Here is an 18,315-nt window from a genome sequence, read left to right as displayed (position 1 = left end):
TTTCCCTCGTGCGCTCGCGCCCAACACAAACGCCGGGATGATCGGCCGCGTTCCCAGCGCGGCTCGGCAGGACCAGCCAGACGGTCCCGTCCGCCGAGTTGCCGAGCTTGAGGCCGAGGTCGCAGCGCTGCGGCAAGCGCTTGCGCGTGGCGGTGCCGGGTGCGCCGCCGCGCCGCACGCGGCCGGACCCCCGGGCGAGCGGGACGGGCACACGGATGCCACGGCCTTCGCCGGCGTCGGGGAGCCGCACGTCGGCGGGACGGCGGCGGGCGGACCGGACAACGAGGCGCTGCTCCGGGCCAACGCGGACCTCGCGGCCAGCCGGGCGGCGCTGCGCGCCAGCGAAGAGCGGCTTCGCCTCTTGCTCGACAGTGCCACCGACTACGCGATCCTCGCCACGGACCTCAACCGGCGCGTCGTCACCTGGAACGCGGGCGCGGAAAGGCTGCTCGGCTGGTCGGAAATAGAGATCGTCGGCCGCCCGGCCGACACGTTCTTCACGCCCGAGGACCGGGCGGCTGGGGCGCCGGAGCACGAAGCGGCGGGGGCGCTGGCCGAGGGCCGCGCGGCCGACGAGCGCTGGCACGTCAGGAAGGACGGCTCGCGCTTCTGGAGCAGCGGGCTGGTGACGCCGCTGCGAGACCCGGCGGCCGGGCCGGACGCGCCGCCGCTCGGCCTACTCAAGATCATGCGCGACCGCACGGAGCAGCGGCGGGCCGAAGAGGCGCTGCGCGGGCGCGAGCGCCGCCTGCGGCTCTTAAATGACACCGCGGCCGGGCTGCTGGGCGCAACCGACCCGGACGAGGTGCTGCGGCCGGTCTTCCGCGAACTGTCGGAGGAGTTCGGCGTGGACATCTCCTTCAGCTACGTCGTGGGCGAGGACTGCGGGCTCCTACTCGCTTCCAGCTTCGGCGTGCCGGAGGAAGCCCGGCCCGGGTTCGCCCGGCTGGCTCTCGGCGAGGCCGTGTGCGGCGCGGCGGCGCAGGCCCGGCGCGCCGTGCACCTGGCCGACGCAGGGGCGTCCGGCGACCCGGCGGCGGCGGCCCTGCGGGCACTTGGCGTCCGGGCCTACGCGGTCTTTCCGCTCCTCGCAGGCGGCAGCCGGCTCCTCGGGACCATCTCGTTCGGCTCGCGCATCCGCGCCCGCTTCTCCGAGGAGGAGGCGGAGTTCCTCGGCACGATCGCCAACCATGTGGCCGTGGTGCGCGAGCGCCTGCGGGCCGAAGCGGCGCTGCGCGAGAGCGAGGGGCGCCGCCGCGCGGCCCTGGCCGCGGCGCGGCTCGGCACCTGGGAGTGGGATACCGCGACCGGCTTCGCGGTGCTCGACGAGCGCAGCCGCGAAATCCTCGGCCTCGCCACCGATTGGGGCAACCGAGCCGACGAAGTGTTCGAGCGCATCCACCCCGGCGATCGGCAGCGCGTACTCGCCGAATCGCTGGCCGCCGTCGCCGCCCGGCGGCGCCTGGAGACTGAGTACCGCGTCACCTTGCCCGGCGGCGGCGAGCGCGCCGTGGCCAGCCTCGGCGATGCCCTGCCGGGCGCGGGCGACAGGCCCGCGCGGATGGTGGGCGTGTTCGCCGACATCACGGAGCGCAAGCGGGCCGAAGAGCGGCGGACGCTGCTGGCCAACGAGTTGAACCACCGCGTCAAGAACACGCTGGCGGTGGTGCAGTCGCTCGCTTTCCAGACGGCGCGCGGCGCCGCCGACCTGCCCGCCTTCACGGGGGCGTTCCAGGCGCGCCTGGTTGCGCTGGCCCGCGCCCACGATCTGCTCACGCAGAAGGACTGGGAGGGTGCCCCACTCGCGGAGGTGGTGCGCGCAGCGCTGACCCCAACCGCGGACGGGGACGAGGCGCGCCTGGACCTTGGTGCCTGCGTGTCGGATTCGCCGCTACCACCCGCGCAGGCCTTGTCCTTGGCCCTGGCGCTGCACGAACTCGCCACCAACGCCCTCAAGCACGGTGCCCTGTCGGCGCCCGACGGCCACGTGTCCGTCTCCTGCGGCATGAATCCGGACGGCGGCGCGCACCTTTTGGAATGGATCGAGCGGGGCGGGCCGCCGGTCCCGGGACCGCCGACCCGGCGCGGCTTCGGCTTGCGGCTGCTCCAGCACGGGCTGGCGGCGCAGTCCGGGGTGGCCGCGGACCTGCGCTTCGAGCCGGAAGGCCTGCGCTGCGAAATCCGCCTGCCACCCGGCCGCTAGGTGCGCGTGAAACGGGCGAGGCAGCCGCCGTCCCTCACCGCATCTGCGGCGCGAATTGCAGCCCGCCCTGCGTCCACAGCGCGTTCCGCCCGCGCTCGATGCCCATCGGCGTGATGTGCCGCTCCCACAGCTCGCCGTAGTTGCCCACCTGCCGCAGGATCTCGTAGGCCCAGGCGTTGTCGAGGCCCAGCGCCTGCCCGAGGTCGCCCTGCCGCCCGAGCAGCCGCCGCACGTCCGGGTCGGCGCTGTCCGCGTGCTTCGCGAGTTCGGCGCCCTTCACCCCCAGCGCCTCGGCCGTGACCTGCGCGAAATGGACCCAGCGCACCACGTCGAACCAGCGGTCGTCGCCCTTGCGCACCATGCTCCCCGAGGGCCCGGTGGAGATCATCTCGCCGAGGATGACGTACTGCCTCGCCCGCTCCGGCCCGAGCCGCCAGCGGAAGCCCGCGAGCTGCGAGGCGTCGGTGGCGAAGGCGTCGCAGCGCCCGGACAGGAACGCCTCCTGCACTTCCGTCACGCCCCCGATCAGCACCGGCGTGAAGCGGAGTCGGTTGCTGCGGAAGAAGTCGGCCACGTCCAGCTCCGTGCTGGTGCCCGGCCGGACGCACACCCCGGCGCCGTCGAGCCGCTTGGGCGAGGACACGCCCGCGTCCGACCGCACGATGAAGGTGGTGCCGTCCCAGAAGTTGGTGGCGGCGAACAGCAGGCCGAGGTTGGCCTCCCGCGTCAGCGACCAGCCGGTGTTGCGGATCAGCACGTCCACCTCGCCGGATTGGAGCGCGGTGAAGCGGTTCTGCGCCGAGAGGTTGGAAAAGCGCACCTTGCCGGCGTCGCCCAGCACCGCGGCGGCGATGGCGCGGCAATAGTCCGCGTCCATGCCCTGCATGACGCCCCGGCTGTCCGGCAGCGAAAAGCCCGCGATCTCGCCGGACACGCCGCAGTTCAGCGCCCCGCGCGAGCGGACCGCGTCCAGGGTCGCGGAGCCGCTGCCGCCGCGTTGCTGGGCGGTCGCTTGCGACGGCAACAACGAAGCGGCGAGCGCCGCCGCCGCGGCGGCGAGGATCGTCCGGAGGCGCATGGGCGAGGGCTCCCGTTGTGCTGGTTCTCATCTCGTCAGGCCGCCAGCGCGGCGGCGTCCGGCGCTTCCGCGCGGGCGAAGCGCGACAGCCGGAAGGGCGAGGGGTCCACCACCGGCGGCGCTCCGGTGGCGAGTTCGGCCGCTAGCCGCCCGGCCCCCGGCCCAAGGCCGAAGCCGTGCCCGGAGAAGCCGCTCGCCAGCACGAGGCCGGGCAGGGCGGCCACCGGCGAGATGACGGGCACCGCGTCCGGCGTCACGTCGATCAACCCGGCCCAGCTCTCGGCCACGCGCATCCCGGCGAAGCCGGGGAAGGCGCGCGCCAGGTTGGCCCGCGCCTCGTCGAGGATGCCCCCCATCGGCTCCGGGTCGAGCACGCGCACCGCTTCGAAGGGCGTCCGCGCGTCGAGCGGCCAGCGCCGGGGCAGCCGCGCCTCCTCGAGGAAGCGGCGCCCGACGCGCAGGCGGATCTCGTCGCGCTGCTTGCGCAGCGCCGGCAGGAAATCGAACATGAGGCGGAAGCTGTCGGGCACGATCTCCGCGACGCTGCCGCCGCGGTGCGCCACCGTGTACCCGCCGTCCTGCCGCTTGCGGAAGGCGAAGCCGTTCCCGCCGACCGCCTGCTCCGGCAGCCCCTCCAAGGGCTCCGTCCGCAGCACCGAGCCGCGGACCTTGAGCTGCGGGAAATCGACCCCGTGGTTGCCGAGGAACAGCCGCGACCAAGCGCCGGCCGCGAGGACCACCGCGCCGCAGCCGATCCGCCCCCGCTCCGTCACCACGCCGGCGACGCGCCCGGCGACGAGGTCGAGCCCGCGCACTGCGCATCCGGTGAGGACGGCGGCGTCGGCCCGTCGCGCGGCCCGCGCCATGGCCGGAACCGCCATCGAAGGTTCGGCGCGGCCGTCGCCCGGCGTGTGCATCCCGCCGTGCCAGCGCCGCGCGGCGCCGGGCAGCAGGGCCTGCACCTCGTCCGGCGTCAGCAGCTTCGATTCGATCTGGAAGGGCCGCGCGTGCTCCAGCCAAGCCTCATGCGCGGCGGCGTGGCGGGGCGTCTCGTGGAGGTAGACCACGCCGGCGCGGCGGAAGCCCGTGGCCTCGCCCAGCCGCGCGTCCATGCCCTCCCACTGCCGGAGGGCCTCGACGGAAAGAGGTATCTCGGCGGCGTCGCGCCCCATGCGGCGGCACCAGCCCCAGTTGCGGCTGGACTGCTCGCCGGCGATGCGGCCCTTCTCGACCAGCGCGACGGAAACGCCCCGCTCCGCCAAGGTGAGCGCGGCCATGACGCCGATGACGCCGCCGCCGACGACGCAAACATCGACCCGTGCCGGCAACGCCGCGTCGCCCTCGAAGCCGTCCACCCTCGGTGCCATGCCGACCCGCCGCCCTTCGCAGGAAAGCGGCAGGTTAAGCGCGGGAGCAGGCGGCCGTCACGCCGCCCCGCCGCGCGTCGAGCGGCGGGGCGGCGCGTTCAACCCGGCGGGGCGTCAGATCTCTTCGTCGTAGCCGCCGCCGCCGTCGTCGAAGGAGCCGGCGTCGTCGTAGCCGGCGGGAGTCGCGTCCTGGCCGCCCCAACCGCCGCCCTGGTCGCCGCCGCCGGCCCAGTCGGACTTGGCGCCGCCTTCTTCGCCGAAGCCCTGCGAGGCCGCGGCCGCGCCGGGGTCGGTCCACGGCGAAGAGGCCGGCACCGCCTCCTGCCCGAAGCCGCCGTCCGCGGCCGCGCCCGTGTCGCCCGCCGGAGTTGCCGCGTGCGCCGCCCCGCCGCCAGAAAAGGCGTTCATCAGCATGTTGCCGAGCACCATGCCGCCCGCGACGCCCGCCGCCGTCATCATGGCCGTGCCGAGGAAGCCGGAGCCGCTGCGGCCTTGCTGCTGCTGGAGCATCGCCGGATTGTAGCCCGGCGGGTAGACCGGCTGCGGGCGCGGGGGCATCGGCGGGGCTTGGCGCTGCTGCTGGCCGCCGCCGAACATGCCGCCGAAGAGGCCGCCGCTCTTCTGCGGCTGCGCCTGCGCTTGGCGGCGGGCGTTCTCCACCTCCCATTCGAGCTGGCGGATGCGGTTCTGCGCCTCCACCAGCGCGGCTTCTTGGACGAAGGCGGTCTGGGTGATGCGGTACCGCGCCTCCGGGTGCCTGTTGAACAGGTCCGAGATCAGCGCGTCCGCCTCCTTGTCCACCGGCGGGAGGGGAGGCCGGGCCTGCTGCTGGGTGGCCGGCACGGAGCCGCCGCCCCACGGGCCGCCGGTCGCCGCCCCGTTCGGCGGAGGCGGCGCCGCGCCCGCGACGCGCTCCACGAACTGGGTGATGATCTGCCGCTCGTCCTGGTTCATCGGTCCTCGGTCTCCCTGTCCGCCCGTTGGGGATGGCCCGTCGAACTCGCCGCCCGTTCTCCGGGCGATCCGTCTCCCGGGTCCACGCGCGGGCAAGTGGCCCGGCAACCGGGCGCTTTCAAGCAGCGCCGCCGCCGATGCGGGGCGGCAGGCCGAGACGGCGCCATTCGATGACGGGGCATCGGTCCTGCACGAAGCGCAGCCCGGCCGCGCGCGCGCGCTCGCCCGCCGCGTCGTCCACCACGCCGAGTTGGAGCCAAACGGCGCGCGCGCCGAGGCGGATCGCCTCGTCCACCGCCGCGCCGGCCTCCGAGGAGCGGCGGAACACGTCCACCATGTCGAGCGGCGCCGCGTCGTCGAGCCGCGCCGCCACCGTGGCGCCGTGCAGCGCGCGGCCGGCGATGCCGGGGTTGACCGGCGTCACCGCGTACCCGCGCTCGCGCAGGAAGGCCGCCACGCCGAAGCTCGGCCGCGCCGGCTTGTCGGACGCCCCGACCACCGCGATGCGCCGGGTGGAGAGCAGGATGTCGCGTATCTCGTCGTCGGTTGCGGTCATGGTCGGCTTCTTCTCCTTCCGGGGCGCGATGCGCCGCGCTTGCCAGGACGGCGTCGCGCCGGCATTGAAACGCGGCACGGCGGGGCCTGTAGCTCAACGGTCAGAGCGGACCGCTCATAACGGTTTGGTTGCAGGTTCGAATCCTGCCGGGCCCACCACCCCCGTCGCCCCTTCCGACGCGGCGCCGCGCCTCCAGATAGGCTGCGCACCCTCCCGCCACCGCGTACCGGAACCCCGCAGCCTTGCCACGCCGCGCGGCGAAGCCGCAGCCGCCGCCCGAAGACGACGCCGTTGCCGCGCCGGCCTCCGTGTGCGCCCTCTGCGGGCGCCCGATCCCGGAAGGCGCCCGCGCCAGCCGCCACCACCTCACGCCGCGCCTCAAGGGCGGCGCACGGCTGGGCACGGTGCTGCTGCACCAGATCTGCCACAGCGCGATCCACGCGCGTTTCAACGAGGCCGAGTTGGCCCGCCGCCTGTCCGATATCGGGAGCCTGCGCGCCGAGCCGGAGATCGCGCGCTTCCTCGAATGGGTGCGGGACAAGCCCCCGGACTTCCACGCGCCCACGCGGCGCTCGCGCGGCAAGAACGGGCCGCACCGGGGCCGCCGCGCCTGACGGCGGGCGACCCCCGGCCGTCAGAACGCCGCCTCCTCGAACTCCCGCAGCGACTTCCCGCCGGCCATGATCGCCGAGGTCAGCGCCCCGGTCTGCGGCAACAGGCGCTCCATGAAGAAGCGCGCCGTGCCGAGCTTGGCGCGGTAGAAGCCGGTGGGGTCCTCGTCGGCCTTGTCCAGCGCGACCTCGGCCATGCGCGCCCAGACATAGGCGAGGGCGGTCAGGCCGAAGAGGCGGAGGTACTCGGTCGCCGCGGCGCCGGCCTCGAAAGGGTCGCCCATGCCGCGGCGCGCCACCTCGGCGGTGGCCTGCTGCAAGCGGCCGAACGCCTTGGAGAGCGGCAGCACGAACTCCGCCATGCGCTCGTCCTCGCCCTTCTCCTCGATGTAGGCGAGGACCGGGTGGAAGAAGCGGCGGAGCAGGCGGCCGGCGTGGCTCGGCATCTTGCGGCCGACGAGGTCGAGCGCCTGGATGCCGTTGGTGCCCTCGTAGATCTGCGCGATGCGGGCGTCGCGCACGAACTGCTCCATCCCCCACTCGCGGATGTAGCCGTGCCCGCCCAGCACCTGCATGCCCGTCACGGCGGACTCGAAGCCCATGTCGGTGAACATCGCCTTGATGACCGGCGTCATCAACGACACGAAATCGTCCGCCGCCTGCCGCACCGCCGCGTCCGGGTGGCGGAGCGACACGTCGTGCTCCAGGGCGGTCAGCACGCTCAGCGCGCGGCAGCCCTCGATGTTGGCCTTCATGGTCAGCAGCATGCGCCGCACGTCCGGGTGGACGATGATCGGGTCGGCCGCCTTCTCCGGGTGCTTGGCGCCGTTCAGCGCCCGGCCCTGGATGCGGTCCTTCGCGTAGGCGACCGCGTTCTGGTAGCTGACCTCGGCGACGCCGAGCCCCTGGATGCCGACGCCCAGGCGCGCCGCGTTCATCATGGTGAACATGGCGGCGAGGCCGCGGTGCGGCTGGCCCACCAGCCAGCCCTTCGCCTCGTCGAAGCTCATGGCGCAGGTGGCGGAGGCCTTGATGCCCATCTTGTGCTCGATGGAGGTGCAGGCCGCGCCGTTGCGCACGCCCGGCCGCCCGTCCTCGGCGGGCAGGAACTTCGGCACCAGGAACAGGCTGATGCCGCGCGTGCCGGAGGGCGCGTCCGGCAGCTTCGCCAGCACCAGGTGGATGATGTTCTCGGCCAGGTCGTGCTCGCCGGCCGAGATGAAGATCTTGCTGCCGGTGATCCGGAAGGAGCCGTCGTCGGAGGGCACCGCCTTGGTGCGGATCAGGCCGAGGTCGGTGCCGCACTGCGGCTCGGTGAGGCACATGGTGCCGCTCCACTCGCCCGAGGCGAGGCGCGGCAGGTACGTCTCGCGCAGCTCCGGCGAGCCGTGCGCGCGGATGGCCGCGTAGGCGCCGTGCGAAAGGCCCGGGTACATCCCGAAGGAGAGGTTGGCGGAGCAGATCATCTCCTCCACCAGCATGGACAGCGTGTGCGGCAGCCCTTGGCCGCCGTCCTCGGGGTGGCAGGCCAGCGCCGTCCAGCCGCCCTCGCAAAAGGCGCGGTAGGCTTCCGGGAAACCCTTGGGCGTGCGGACCACGCCGTTCTCGATGGTGCAGCCCTCCTCGTCACCGGAACGGTTGAGGGGGAGCAGCACCTCCTCGCAGAGCTTCGCCGCCTCCTCCAGCACCGGGTCGATCAGGTCGGGCGTCACCTCCTCGCAGCCCGGGAGGGCTTGGAGGCGCGCGGGGTCGGCGATCTCGTTCAGGAGGAAGCGCATGTCGCGCAGGGGGGCCTTGTAGGCGGGCATCAATGGCTCCGTCGGGTTGGGTGCGTCCGGCCGGGGGCGCCGGGCGTAACGGGGATGGACAGGACCGGAGGAGGCGGCCCGCCATGCCCAAGGGTTTCGTCGTCGTTGTCTGCTCGCTCGCCGTCATCGCCGCCGCGGCGGCCTTGGCGGACGAGGACTATTCGGCTTGGCCGCTCCTCCGGCGCTCCTTCCCGAGCACCGGGGGCGGCGGCGTGGTCATCGGCGAGTACGACCCCGTCATCGAGGGCGACCGCTGCCGCACCGCCTTCACCGCGACCCTGCCGGACGGGCAGGTGTTCCGGAACGTCGCGGAGTTCCGCGCCGTGCCCGCGCCGGGCGGCACGCTCTGCACGGACGGCCGCTGGCACGCCCAGGACGGCGGCGGCGCCTCCGGCACCACGCCGTTCCGCGTGTTCTTCGGCGCGGACGGCGTGCGGTGCGGGTCTCCTTGACGTCACGGCGGCTGCCTCAGTTCCGGAGCGGGCGGCCGGTTTCGAGCATGTGCTCGACCCGGGCCAGCGTGCCCTCGGTCTTGAGCAGGGCCATGAAGCTCTTCACTTCCAGCTTCCGCACCTGGTCCTCGGTGGTGTCGGCGATGTGGTCGGCGCGCTCGCCGCCGCAGAGCGTCTCGGCCAGGTGCTCGCACACGACCATGTCGTGCGGCGTCGCTTTGCCGAGCCGCGCCGCCTGTTCGACGGCCATCTTGAGCGCCGCCATGCCGGTCGGCCCTGGCAGGCGCAGCGGCTTCGGCTCCGCCGGCTGGTGGCCCTCCACCATGGAAAGCGCCTTCGCCTTGGCGTCCGCCAGCAGCCGGTCGCGGTTCATGGTGATGCCGTCGGTCGGGCGGAGCAGCATCATCTCGCGCGCCTCGGCCGCCGACTTCGCCACCTGCGCCGTCGAGATCATCTCGAAGGCCTTGGCCACGGGAGGCATCGGCCCGCGCGGGGCTTTGGGCGCTTCCGCCCAGCGTTGTAGCATGGCCGCGCAGCCGCCCCAGCCGGGGATCAGGCCGACGCCGACCTCCACCAGGCCGATGTAGGTTTCCGCGTGCGCCTGCACCGCGTCGCAGTGGAGCAGGATCTCGCAGCCGCCGCCCAGCGCCATGCCGGCCGGCGCGCCGACCACGGGGAAGGGGGCGTCGCGCATGGTGCGCATGGCCTTCTGCCCGCCCTCGATCATGCCCTCGATCTCGCCCCAGGCGCCGATGTTGGCGGCGAAGAGGGCGAGGCCGATGTTGGCGCCGACCGAGAAGTTGTCCGCCTCGTTGTGGACCACGAGCGCGCGGAAGGCGCCCTTCTTGCCCATAGCCACGGCCTTGCCGAGGAGGCCGAGGATGTCCGGGTCGAGCGCGTTCATCTTGCTGTGGAATTCCAGGCAGGCGATGCCGTCCCCGATGTCCCACAGGCTGGCCGAACCGTTCTTCGCCAGCGGTTGTGAGCGCAGCTTCACGTCGGAGAGCAGCAGCACGCCGTCGGGCCGCGGGATGTCGCGGTACTCGCCGTCCGTGCCGAGCACCTGCCGGCGCCCGTCCTGCACGCGGTAGAAGGGCCGGTCGCCCGCAGTTTCCAGCAGCGCCGGCACCGGCCGCCCGGCCTCGCGCAGGGCGCCCGCGAGCCAGCCGGGGCCGAGGCGGTCCATCAGCTCGAACGGCCCCCACCTCCAGTTGTAGCCGAGGCGCATGGCGGCATCGACGTCGGCCGGGCTGTCGGCGATCTCCGGCACCAAGGACGCCGCGTAGCCCAGCGTGTCGAGCAACACGGCGCGGGCGTATTGGCCGCCCCGGTCCGGGTGCTCCGCCAGCTTGCGGAGGTCCTTGGAGCCGATCTCCAGGCTGTCGAGCCGCGCCTTCGTGCTGTCGCGGTAGTCGCCGGTCCAGAGGTCCACGGCGCGCTTCAGGCTCTCGCCGCCCGACCCCTTCTCGCGGTTGTAGAAGCCGCCCTTGCCGCCCTTCCGGCCGGTGCGGCCCTCCGCGATCATGCGGGCGATCAGCGCGTGCTCGCGCATCCCGACCACGTACATGTCGGTGGCCGGGAGCGCCGCCTTCATGGAGGCCGCGACGTGCGGCATCAGGTCGATGCCGACGAGGTCCAGCAGGCCGAACACGCCGGTCTTGGGCACGCCGATCGGCTTGCCCATCACCGCGTCCGCCTCCTCCACCGTCAGGCGGAGGTCCACCGCGTGGTTGATGGCCGACTGCATCCACAGCCCGCCGATGCGGTTGGCGATGAAACCCGGCGTGTCCTTGCAATGCACGATGGTCTTGCCGAGCCGGCGGTCGCCGAACGCGGCGATGGCGTCCAGCGCGTCGGCGCGGGTGGCCGGGCCGCGAACCAGCTCCAGCAGGCGCATGTAGCGCGGCGGGTTGAAGAAGTGGGTGATGAGGAAGTCGCGCGCGAACTTCTCGCCCAATCCTTGGGTCAGCGCCGCGAGCGGGATGGTCGAGGTGTTGGAGGACACGATTGAGCCCGGCTTCCGCACGTCCTCCAGCCGCGCGTAGAGGTCGCGCTTGGCGTCCGGCCGCTCGATGATCGCTTCCACGATCCAGTCGCAATCGGCCAGCAGTTGCAGGCCGCCGCCGTCGAGGTCGCCGGTCTGCACCAGCCGCGCCGGGGCCTTGCCCATGAAGGGCGCGGGGTCGGCGCGGAGCATCCGCTCCACCGCCTTGGCGGCGCCGCCGGGCACGATGTCGAGCAGCACCACCGGCACGCCGGCGTTGGCGACGTGCGCCGCGATGCCGGCGCCCATCACGCCGGCGCCGACCACGCCGACCTTGCGGATCGGCCCCTCGCCGGACTTCGCGGGCGAGTAGGGGAGGGGCGCGACGGGCGCGTTCACCGCACGGCCTCCAGCACGGTGGCGATGCCCTGCCCGCCGCCGATGCACTGCGTCGCCAGCGCGTACCGGCCGCCCTCGCGCTTCAGCAGCGCCGCCGCCTTGCCGGTGATGCGCGCCCCCGTGGCGCCGAGCGGGTGGCCCAGCGCGATGGCCCCGCCGTCCAGGTTCACCTTCGCCTCGTCGATGCCGAGTTCGCGCATGCAGGCGAGGGCCTGGGAGGAGAACGCCTCGTTCAGCTCCACCACGTCGAGGTCGCGCGCGGAGATGCCGGCGCGCGACAGCGCCTTCTGCGAGGCCCCGACCGGCCCCATGCCCATCACCTCCGGCCCGCAGCCGGCGACGGCGATGGACTTGACCTTCGCCAGCGGCTCGAGCCCGTGCGCCTTGGCGTATTCGGCGGTGCAGACCAGCACCGCGGCCGCGCCGTCCGTCAGCGGCGAGGAGGTGCCGGCCGTGACCGTGCCGTCCTGCCGGAAGGCGGGTTTGAGGCTCGCAAGGCCCTCGGCGGTGGTTTCCGGGCGGATGCAGCCGTCGCGCTCCACCGTTTTGCCCTTGGGGCCGGCGATCGGGACTATCTCCTCGGCGAGTTTGCCGGCTTCCTGCGCGGCCGTCGCCTTCTGGTGGCTGCGGGCGGCGAACTGCTCCTGGTCGCGCCGAGTCACCTGATGGAGGCGGGCCACGTTCTCCGCCGTCTCGCCCATGCTGATGTAGGCTTGCGGGAACTCCTTGGCCAAGCCGGGGTGCGGCATGGGGTTGAAGCCCATCATCGGCACCCGGCTCATGCTCTCGACGCCGGCGCAGACGAAGGCGTCGCCCGCACCCATGCGTATGGCGCCCGCCGCTTGATGGACCGACTGCATGGACGAGCCGCAGAAGCGGTTCACCGTGACGCCCGCCGTGCCTTCCGCCATGCCGGACAGGAAGGCCACGAGCTTGGCCATGTTCAGCCCCTGCTCGCCTTCGGGGAAGGCGCAGCCGAGCACCAAGTCCTCGACCGTCGCCGGGTCCACGCCAGTCGCCTCGACCAGCGCGCGCACCACCTGCGCGGCCATCTCGTCCGGCCGGACGCCGGCGAGGTCGCCCTTGCCGGCGAAATGGAAGGGGGAGCGGCGGTAGGCCGCGATCACCACGTCTGTCATCGTCTCTTTCCCTGCAATTGCGTCGCCGGGCGCCGGGCCGCGGCGGCGAAGATCCCTAGTCGGCGGCTTCAGCCGGCGAGCGCGGCTCGTCGCGCCCCCGCAGCACCCGTTCGGCCTCCGCTTCCACCTCGCGCAGCTCGCGGAGCGTCTGGTCGAGGTCCTCGCGCTGCCGCTCCAGCTCCCGGATGCGTTCGCGCGCCCGTTCCAGGAACAGGCGGATCTGCGCGCCCTGGCTGCGGTCGGCGTCGTAGAGGTCCAGGAACTCGCGGATGCTGGCGAGCGAGAAGCCGAGCCGCTTGCCGCGCAGCACCAGCAGCAGCCGCGCCCGGTCCCGCCGGTCGAAGACGCGAGTCGTGCCGGCGCGGCGCGGCGCTATCAGCCCCTTCGCCTCGTAGAAGCGGATGGCCCGGGCGGTGACGCCCAGCTCCTCCGCGAGCTGGTTCACGGTGAACAGGTCCGTCGCCGCGCCCGCCGTCACGCCGCCGCCGTCCCCTTGGACGCGCGGGCCAACACCTCGGACCGCAGCTCCGTCTTGGTCAGCTTGCCGACGTTGCTGCGCGGCAGCGCGTCGCGCACCTCGATCAGCTTCGGCATCTCCACCGAAGAGAGCTTGTCCTTGAGGAACTCCCGCAGCGCCTCCTCAGCCAGCGTCGCGCCCGGCCGCGGCTCCACGAAGGCGGCCGGCGCCTCGCCCTGGTACTCGTCGGGCATCCCCACCACGGTGGCGGCCGCCACGTCGGGGTGGCGGTACAACGCCTCCTCGACCACCCGCGGGTAGACGTTGAAGCCGGACACCAGGATCAGGTCCTTGATCCGGTCCACGAGGGTCACGTAGCCGTCCGCGTCCATGATCCCGACGTCGCCGGTGCGGAGGAAGCCGTCGGCGCCGAGCACCGCCGCCGTGTCCGCCGGCCGGTTCCAGTAGCCCTTCATCACCTGCGGGCCGGCGACGCAGAGCTCCCCTTTCTCGCCGCCCGGCAGGGCGCGCGACGGGTCCTCCAGCGAGCGGATCTCGGCCCGCGTGCCGGGGACGGGCAGGCCGATGGTGCCGAGCCGGTTGCCCGGGCCGGGCGGGTTGGCGAAGCACACGGGCGAGGCTTCCGTCAGGCCGTAGCCCTCGGTGACGGAGCAGCCCGAGCGCGCCTCGAAGTCGCTCTGCACCTGCGCCGGCATCGGCGCGCCGCCCGAGACGCAGCGCCGGAGCGAGGACAGGTCCTCCTTGGTGGCGCCCTTGTCGAGCAGCGCCTTGAACAAGGTCGGCACGCCGGGCAGCACGGTCGGCCGGCAGCGCCGGATCGCCGCCATCACCGCCTCGAAGTCGAAGCGCGGCAGCGCCACCAACGTATTGCCGCGGGCGACGGCCACGATCATCACCGCGGTCAGCGCGAAGATGTGGAAGAAGGGCAGCACGGCGAGCACGCGCTCCTCGCCCTCCCGCGTGGCCGTGTCCCAGGCGATCGACTGCCGGGCGTTGCCGCACAGGTTGGCGTGGGTGAGCATCACGCCCTTGGGCACGCCGGTGGTGCCGCCGGTGTATTGCAGCACCGCCACGTCCTCGGGCTTAGCCGCGTAGGCGGCGCCGGCCGTCCCGGGCTGGCCGCACAGGGACTTGAAGGGCACCACGCGCGCGTCGCCCCGCGGCACGGCCGCGACGCTCTTGCGGCGGAGGACCCGGAAGGCGAGGCCCTTGGCCATCGGCAGGGCGCTGGAGAACTGGCAGGCGACCACGTGCTTCAGCGGCGAGCCGGGCCGGTCCAGCAGGGCAAGGGCGCGCGGCAGCAACGGGTCGAGGTCGATGCTGACCATGACCTCCGTGCCGGAATCGGCCACCTGCGCCGCCAGCTCCTCCTCGACGTAGAGGGGGCTGTAGTTGACCACGATGGCGCCCGCCTTCAGCGCGCCGAAGAAGGCGGCGATGAAGAACGGGCTGTTGGGCAAGTGGAGCCCGACGCGGGTGCCGGGCGCGACGCCGAGGCCCCGGAAGCCGGCGGCGGCGCTGTCCACCAGCGCGCCCATTTCGGCGAAGGTCCAGCGGCGGCCCATGAAGTCCAGGCAGGTCTTCTGGCCGAAGCGCGCCACCGCCGCGTCGAACAACTCGGGCAGCGTCTCGGACGGCAGGCCGATGTCCCAGGACACCCCGGGCGGGTAGCTCCGCAGCCACGGCATGGCCGCTCCCGGCCCGTCCGATTCCAACGCCGCGACAGCAGCCGTTTCGCCTGCCATGCGATCCGCTCCTTCCCGTCCCTGCTGACCAAATTACACTTGTTGACGTATAGGTCAACTAGGTACTTTAAGGGTCAACCAGAGCTGAAGGAGGGGAACACATGGCGGACGCGGAAAGCCTGATGGCCGAGATGCGGAACCGCGCGGACGCGCTGCGGCGCCTGGGCTACCGCGTGCGCTTCGACATCACGGACACGGAGGAAAGCGTGCTGCTCGACGCCACCGCCGGCGGCGCGCCGACCATCGAGGCGGCGTCCGGCGACGAGGAGGCCGACACGGTGCTGCGCCTCTCCTCCACGGACCTGGAGAAGCTGATGCGCGGCAAGCTGAGCCCGATGCTCGCCTTTTCCACCGGCCGGCTGCGGGTGGAGGGCTCCAAGGGCGTGGCGATGAAGCTCGGCAGCCTGCTCGACGAGGACTGATCGGCGCGGCGGCCGTCACCGCGACCGGCGGGTCAAGCCCAAGCCGGCGCGTGGGTGCCGAGCGGCACCGACGGCAGCGCCCAGCGCGGCGGCGTGCCCTCCAGCACCCCGGAATGGCGGAGCGCGAGGAGGCGGCCCCAACCGCTGTCGCTCTCCTCCAAAAGGTCGCCGATCTCCCCGAAGCGCGGCGCCGGTGCCGCGAAGCCCGTTTCGAGCCGGCCGAGGCCGCGCAGCCAAGCGCCGGTGCCGGCGAGGGAGACGCGGACGTGCCAGCTCCCGCCCTCCTCCGCCCGCCGCAACAGGGCGGCCAGCGTGCCGAAGGCGAGCAGGTAGCCCGAGGCGTGGTCCAGCGCTTGGCAGGGCAGGGGCTTCGGCGGTTCGACGCCGGCGGCTTCCGCTTCGGCCACGTTGAAGCCGCTCGCGGTCTGCACGAGGCTGTCGAAGCCGCGCCGCCCGCCCCACGGCCCCACCTCGCCATAGGCCGAGAGCGACGCGCAAACGACGCCCGGCCGCAGCGCCGCCAGCCCGGCCGGCGCGAAGCCATGCGCGGCGACGGCGCCGGGGCGGTAGCCCTGGAGGAAAACGTCGGCGCCCGCCGCCAGCGACCGCAGCGCGTCCCGCCCTTCCGCCGTCCGCAGGTCGAGGCGCGCGGTGCGCTTGCCGCGCCCGGTGTCGGCCAGGAGGTTGTCGAAGGAGGGGAGGTGCGCGGCGCTGATGTGCAGCACCTCCGCCCCATGCGCCGCGAGCGTCCGGCCGCAAACCGGCCCGGCGATGACGCGGGTGAGGTCCAGCACCCGCAGTCCTCCCAACGGGCGCTCCCCCAATGGCGGCAACGGGCTGGGCGGCGCGTCGCCGATGCGCTCGATGCGGAGCGGGGGCAGGCCGGCGGCGGCGGCGCCCTGGGGGTGCGCGTCCCACTGCGCGAAGCCCCGCATGGCGGTGACGCAAAGCCCCACCGCCGCGGCCGCGTCCTCGAAATCGAGGGCCGCCCAGCCGCGCAGCGCATCGCGCACCGCCTCGCGCGTGCCGTCGGAGCGCAGCAGGCGCAACACGCCTTCGCGGTGGTGCGGGAAGTTGGTGTGCAACCGAACCACCCGGCCGTCGCCGCACCGGTAAGTGCCGGCGACTGAATCCCAGGAATCCGGGAGTTCGGCGCCGTCCAGCCGCAACCAGTGCTCGCTGCGGAACTCCAGCGCCGCGTGGCGCATGGAAACGCGCGCCGCCTGCTCCGGCCCGCCGCGCCGACGGTGGACCGCGGCGGCGGCGGGCGCGACGGCCGCTATCGTGGCCTGCGCCGCGGCGCCGACGCGGAAGGAGGAGGGCAGGGCCGGCTCTTCGCCGGAGAGTTCGACCGGGCCGAGCGCCACAGGCGCGAGGCCCGCGAGGCACCAAAGCGCTTCCAGGGTGTCGCGCGGGGCGTGGCGGCGCGGCGACACGCCGCCGGGGCCGCTAGTTCCGGCCACCGCCCCCGCCGCCCGGGCCGCCGCCGCTCCGCCCGTTGATCCGCCCGACACGGTCGAGTTCCTGCGCCGCGCGGGTGGTCGCCTGGTTGGCGATGGGGAGCAGCGGCATGGCGGAAAGGTGCCCCAGCGCTTGCCGGGAATTGGGGACCACTGGCGGCGCGAGGATGCGTTCGGCCGCCGCGGTGTCGTTGGCGCGGAGGGCGCGCGAGGCGCCGTAGAAGGCGTCGATCACCGCCTGCGGCGCCGCGTCCTGCGAAACGCCGACGTAGTTGCGCACCTCCTGCCGCGCGCGCTGGAGCAGGAGGCCGACGGTCGGGTCGAACTCGCGCCAACGGGCGCCGAAAGGAATCTCGCTGGCGAGGTAATCGAGCTGCGCCACCGCCACGGCGGCCTCGGCCGGCCGACCCGCCAAGCTCTGCGGCGTGCCGAAGGCGTAAGCCGAGTTGAGGATGGCGGCGCGCGTCGGGTCGCCCGCGCCCACCACCGCGTCGGGGGGCAGCGTCACCCAGTCCCGCGGCGAGTAGTTCGGTCCTGGCGTGCAGCCGGCGCCGGCTGCGGCCGCGGCGAGCAGGGCGGCGGCGCAGGCACGGCGGGCAAAGGCGGGCATCGTCTCGTTTCTCCTCGAGTCGTGTTCAATATGGCGGTTTCCCTTGGGAAGTGTGGCCCGCCGTCCGTGCTTGGCAAGGCGGCGCGTGCGCTGGGAATGGCGCCGGCGGCTCCGCCGTTTGAGCGCCGTTTGGCCGATGGGCGAAGACGTCCTAGCCACCGAAGGGACGCCCGTACACGAGCATCCAGCCCTCGCGGCGCCACGAGCGGCATTCGACGGGCACCGCAAAGGTGTCCACCGGGTCGGTGTGACGCCTGGCGTGCCCGTGACCGAGCCGCCGCCCACGAGGGTCCGCGACGCGGCTTCGAGCGCGTCCGCCGTGTCCTCCGCGTGGGCCTCCTTGCCGGAGGCGCGCGGGGCGGACGCCCTTTCATCATGCCCTAGGCGTTTCGCGGGATCTTCGATCGTCGCCTTCGCCCAACCATGGAGCGGGAGGCCTCTCGGGCCCTCCTTCTTCGGCTCCTGCGACGCGGTCTTCGAACGCGTCGGTGTCCGTGTTGTGCGTGCTGTTCTTCCGAGAGGGGATCTGGGGCACGCCCGTCAACCGGCTATCGGGGCGGTGAACGGCGCCGCCGTCCTGCCCACCGAATGCCTGGGCAGGGCTTCTGGCGTCTCCCGCTCGCTGTCCAACGTCTCGGCCGGTTTCAGCGCCAGCCTGCTCATCTCGATCATCGGGTCGAACGGCGCCGGCAAGGGCACCTCCTTCGACCTGCTCGCCGGCGCCTCCCCGCCCAGCGAAGGGCGCATCCTGCTCGGCGGGCACGGCATCACCGGCCTGCCGCAGCAGCACCGCGCCGCCCGCCTCGGCGTCACCACGTCCTTCCAGGCCACCGCCGCAGAACGTGCGCGCCACCGGCCAGGCGCCGGTGGCGTGGCTGGGCTTCTGGTCGCGCCGCCCCCGGGCTGCGCGCCCTGGAGTAGCGGGCCGCGGCGCTTCTGGCGCGCATCGGCCTGTTCCACCGCGCTTGGCGCGCCGCCGGCGAGCGGAGCGCCCTGAAGGTGGCGATGGCACTCGCCGCCGGCCTCGCCCTGCTGCTGCCGCTGGACGA

At 73.6% G+C, this 18,315-nt stretch carries 16 protein-coding genes and 1 tRNA gene; 6 read left to right on the top strand and 11 right to left on the bottom strand.

All coding sequences use genetic code 11. The annotated features are described in order from the left end of the window. Nucleotides 1-37: 37 nt before the first annotated feature. Nucleotides 38-2,203, top strand: a complete 2,166-nt coding sequence (locus tag ABD067_RS00540; protein WP_343893173.1) for a PAS domain-containing sensor histidine kinase — start codon at nucleotides 38-40, stop codon at nucleotides 2,201-2,203. Between the two features lie 34 nt (nucleotides 2,204-2,237). Here ABD067_RS00540 and ABD067_RS00535 read toward each other — a convergent pair whose 3' ends face one another. The 4 genes from ABD067_RS00535 to ABD067_RS00520 form a co-directional block, all read right to left on the bottom strand. Continuing rightward, nucleotides 2,238-3,281 carry an amino acid ABC transporter substrate-binding protein gene (locus ABD067_RS00535; protein WP_343893172.1) on the bottom strand — a complete coding sequence of 348 codons (1,044 nt, stop codon included), beginning with the start codon at nucleotides 3,279-3,281 and terminating at the stop codon, nucleotides 2,238-2,240. Between the two features lie 35 nt (nucleotides 3,282-3,316). Continuing rightward, nucleotides 3,317-4,648 (bottom strand): NAD(P)/FAD-dependent oxidoreductase, encoded by a 1,332-nt coding sequence (locus ABD067_RS00530; RefSeq protein ID WP_343893171.1) that lies wholly within the window; start codon nucleotides 4,646-4,648, stop codon nucleotides 3,317-3,319. 114 nt (nucleotides 4,649-4,762) lie between these two features. After that, nucleotides 4,763-5,602 (bottom strand): DUF2076 domain-containing protein, encoded by an 840-nt coding sequence (locus ABD067_RS00525; protein WP_343893170.1) that lies wholly within the window; start codon nucleotides 5,600-5,602, stop codon nucleotides 4,763-4,765. Between the two features lie 118 nt (nucleotides 5,603-5,720). Next, nucleotides 5,721-6,158 (bottom strand): CoA-binding protein, encoded by a 438-nt coding sequence (locus ABD067_RS00520; protein WP_343893169.1) that lies wholly within the window; start codon nucleotides 6,156-6,158, stop codon nucleotides 5,721-5,723. An 82-nt stretch (nucleotides 6,159-6,240) separates the two neighbouring features. Here ABD067_RS00520 and ABD067_RS00515 point away from each other — a divergent pair. Then, a tRNA-Ile gene (locus tag ABD067_RS00515) sits at nucleotides 6,241-6,316 on the top strand. 84 nt (nucleotides 6,317-6,400) lie between these two features. Next, entirely contained in the window at nucleotides 6,401-6,772 is a 372-nt protein-coding gene (locus tag ABD067_RS00510; protein ID WP_343893168.1) for an HNH endonuclease family protein, read from the top strand. 20 nt (nucleotides 6,773-6,792) lie between these two features. Here the strand turns inward: ABD067_RS00510 and ABD067_RS00505 are convergent, their stop codons facing one another. After that, nucleotides 6,793-8,577 (bottom strand): acyl-CoA dehydrogenase C-terminal domain-containing protein, encoded by a 1,785-nt coding sequence (locus tag ABD067_RS00505; protein WP_343893167.1) that lies wholly within the window; start codon nucleotides 8,575-8,577, stop codon nucleotides 6,793-6,795. Nucleotides 8,578-8,660: 83 nt separating this feature from the next. On the opposite strand from ABD067_RS00505, the gene ABD067_RS00500 reads away from it, so the two are divergent. Then, nucleotides 8,661-9,029 carry a hypothetical protein gene (locus tag ABD067_RS00500; protein WP_343893166.1) on the top strand — a complete coding sequence of 123 codons (369 nt, stop codon included), beginning with the start codon at nucleotides 8,661-8,663 and terminating at the stop codon, nucleotides 9,027-9,029. A gap of 16 nt (nucleotides 9,030-9,045) precedes the next feature. Here ABD067_RS00500 and ABD067_RS00495 read toward each other — a convergent pair whose 3' ends face one another. The 4 genes from ABD067_RS00495 to ABD067_RS00480 are packed head-to-tail and all read right to left on the bottom strand — an operon-like array spanning nucleotide 9,046 to nucleotide 14,774. After that, nucleotides 9,046-11,412 (bottom strand): 3-hydroxyacyl-CoA dehydrogenase/enoyl-CoA hydratase family protein, encoded by a 2,367-nt coding sequence (locus ABD067_RS00495; RefSeq protein WP_343893165.1) that lies wholly within the window; start codon nucleotides 11,410-11,412, stop codon nucleotides 9,046-9,048. After that, entirely contained in the window at nucleotides 11,409-12,551 is a 1,143-nt protein-coding gene (locus ABD067_RS00490) for a thiolase family protein (protein WP_343893164.1), read from the bottom strand. The genes ABD067_RS00495 and ABD067_RS00490 overlap by 4 nt, the downstream gene beginning before the upstream one ends. A 55-nt stretch (nucleotides 12,552-12,606) precedes the next feature. After that, a complete protein-coding gene (locus ABD067_RS00485; protein WP_343893163.1) occupies nucleotides 12,607-13,029 on the bottom strand; it encodes a MerR family transcriptional regulator in 423 nt (140 codons plus the stop codon). Then, nucleotides 13,026-14,774, bottom strand: a complete 1,749-nt coding sequence (locus ABD067_RS00480; RefSeq protein ID WP_343893162.1) for a long-chain-fatty-acid--CoA ligase — start codon at nucleotides 14,772-14,774, stop codon at nucleotides 13,026-13,028. Before ABD067_RS00480 ends, ABD067_RS00485 begins: the two co-directional genes overlap by 4 nt. Before the next feature lie 101 nt (nucleotides 14,775-14,875). On the opposite strand from ABD067_RS00480, the gene ABD067_RS00475 reads away from it, so the two are divergent. After that, on the top strand, nucleotides 14,876-15,196 hold the full coding sequence (locus ABD067_RS00475) for an SCP2 sterol-binding domain-containing protein (RefSeq protein ID WP_343893161.1): 321 nt from the start codon (nucleotides 14,876-14,878) through the stop codon (nucleotides 15,194-15,196). 32 nt (nucleotides 15,197-15,228) lie between these two features. On the opposite strand, the gene ABD067_RS00470 is transcribed toward ABD067_RS00475, so the two are convergent. Together ABD067_RS00470 and ABD067_RS00465 are read right to left on the bottom strand one after the other, a co-directional pair. Continuing rightward, nucleotides 15,229-16,659, bottom strand: coding sequence for a CoA transferase (locus tag ABD067_RS00470; RefSeq protein ID WP_343893160.1), 1,431 nt, complete (start codon nucleotides 16,657-16,659; stop codon nucleotides 15,229-15,231). Continuing rightward, nucleotides 16,646-17,266 carry a hypothetical protein gene (locus tag ABD067_RS00465; RefSeq protein WP_343893159.1) on the bottom strand — a complete coding sequence of 207 codons (621 nt, stop codon included), beginning with the start codon at nucleotides 17,264-17,266 and terminating at the stop codon, nucleotides 16,646-16,648. Before ABD067_RS00465 ends, ABD067_RS00470 begins: the two co-directional genes overlap by 14 nt. Before the next feature lie 559 nt (nucleotides 17,267-17,825). Here ABD067_RS00465 and ABD067_RS00460 point away from each other — a divergent pair. Continuing rightward, on the top strand, nucleotides 17,826-18,263 hold the full coding sequence (locus ABD067_RS00460; RefSeq protein ID WP_343893158.1) for an ATP-binding cassette domain-containing protein: 438 nt from the start codon (nucleotides 17,826-17,828) through the stop codon (nucleotides 18,261-18,263). The last annotated feature ends 52 nt before the right edge of the window (nucleotides 18,264-18,315 follow it).

Source organism: Craurococcus roseus (genome assembly GCF_039523795.1).
GTDB classification, from domain to species: domain Bacteria; phylum Pseudomonadota; class Alphaproteobacteria; order Acetobacterales; family Acetobacteraceae; genus Craurococcus; species Craurococcus roseus.
The sequence above is the reverse complement of the archived record's forward strand: the minus strand, read 5'-3'. Positions and strand labels throughout refer to the sequence as shown.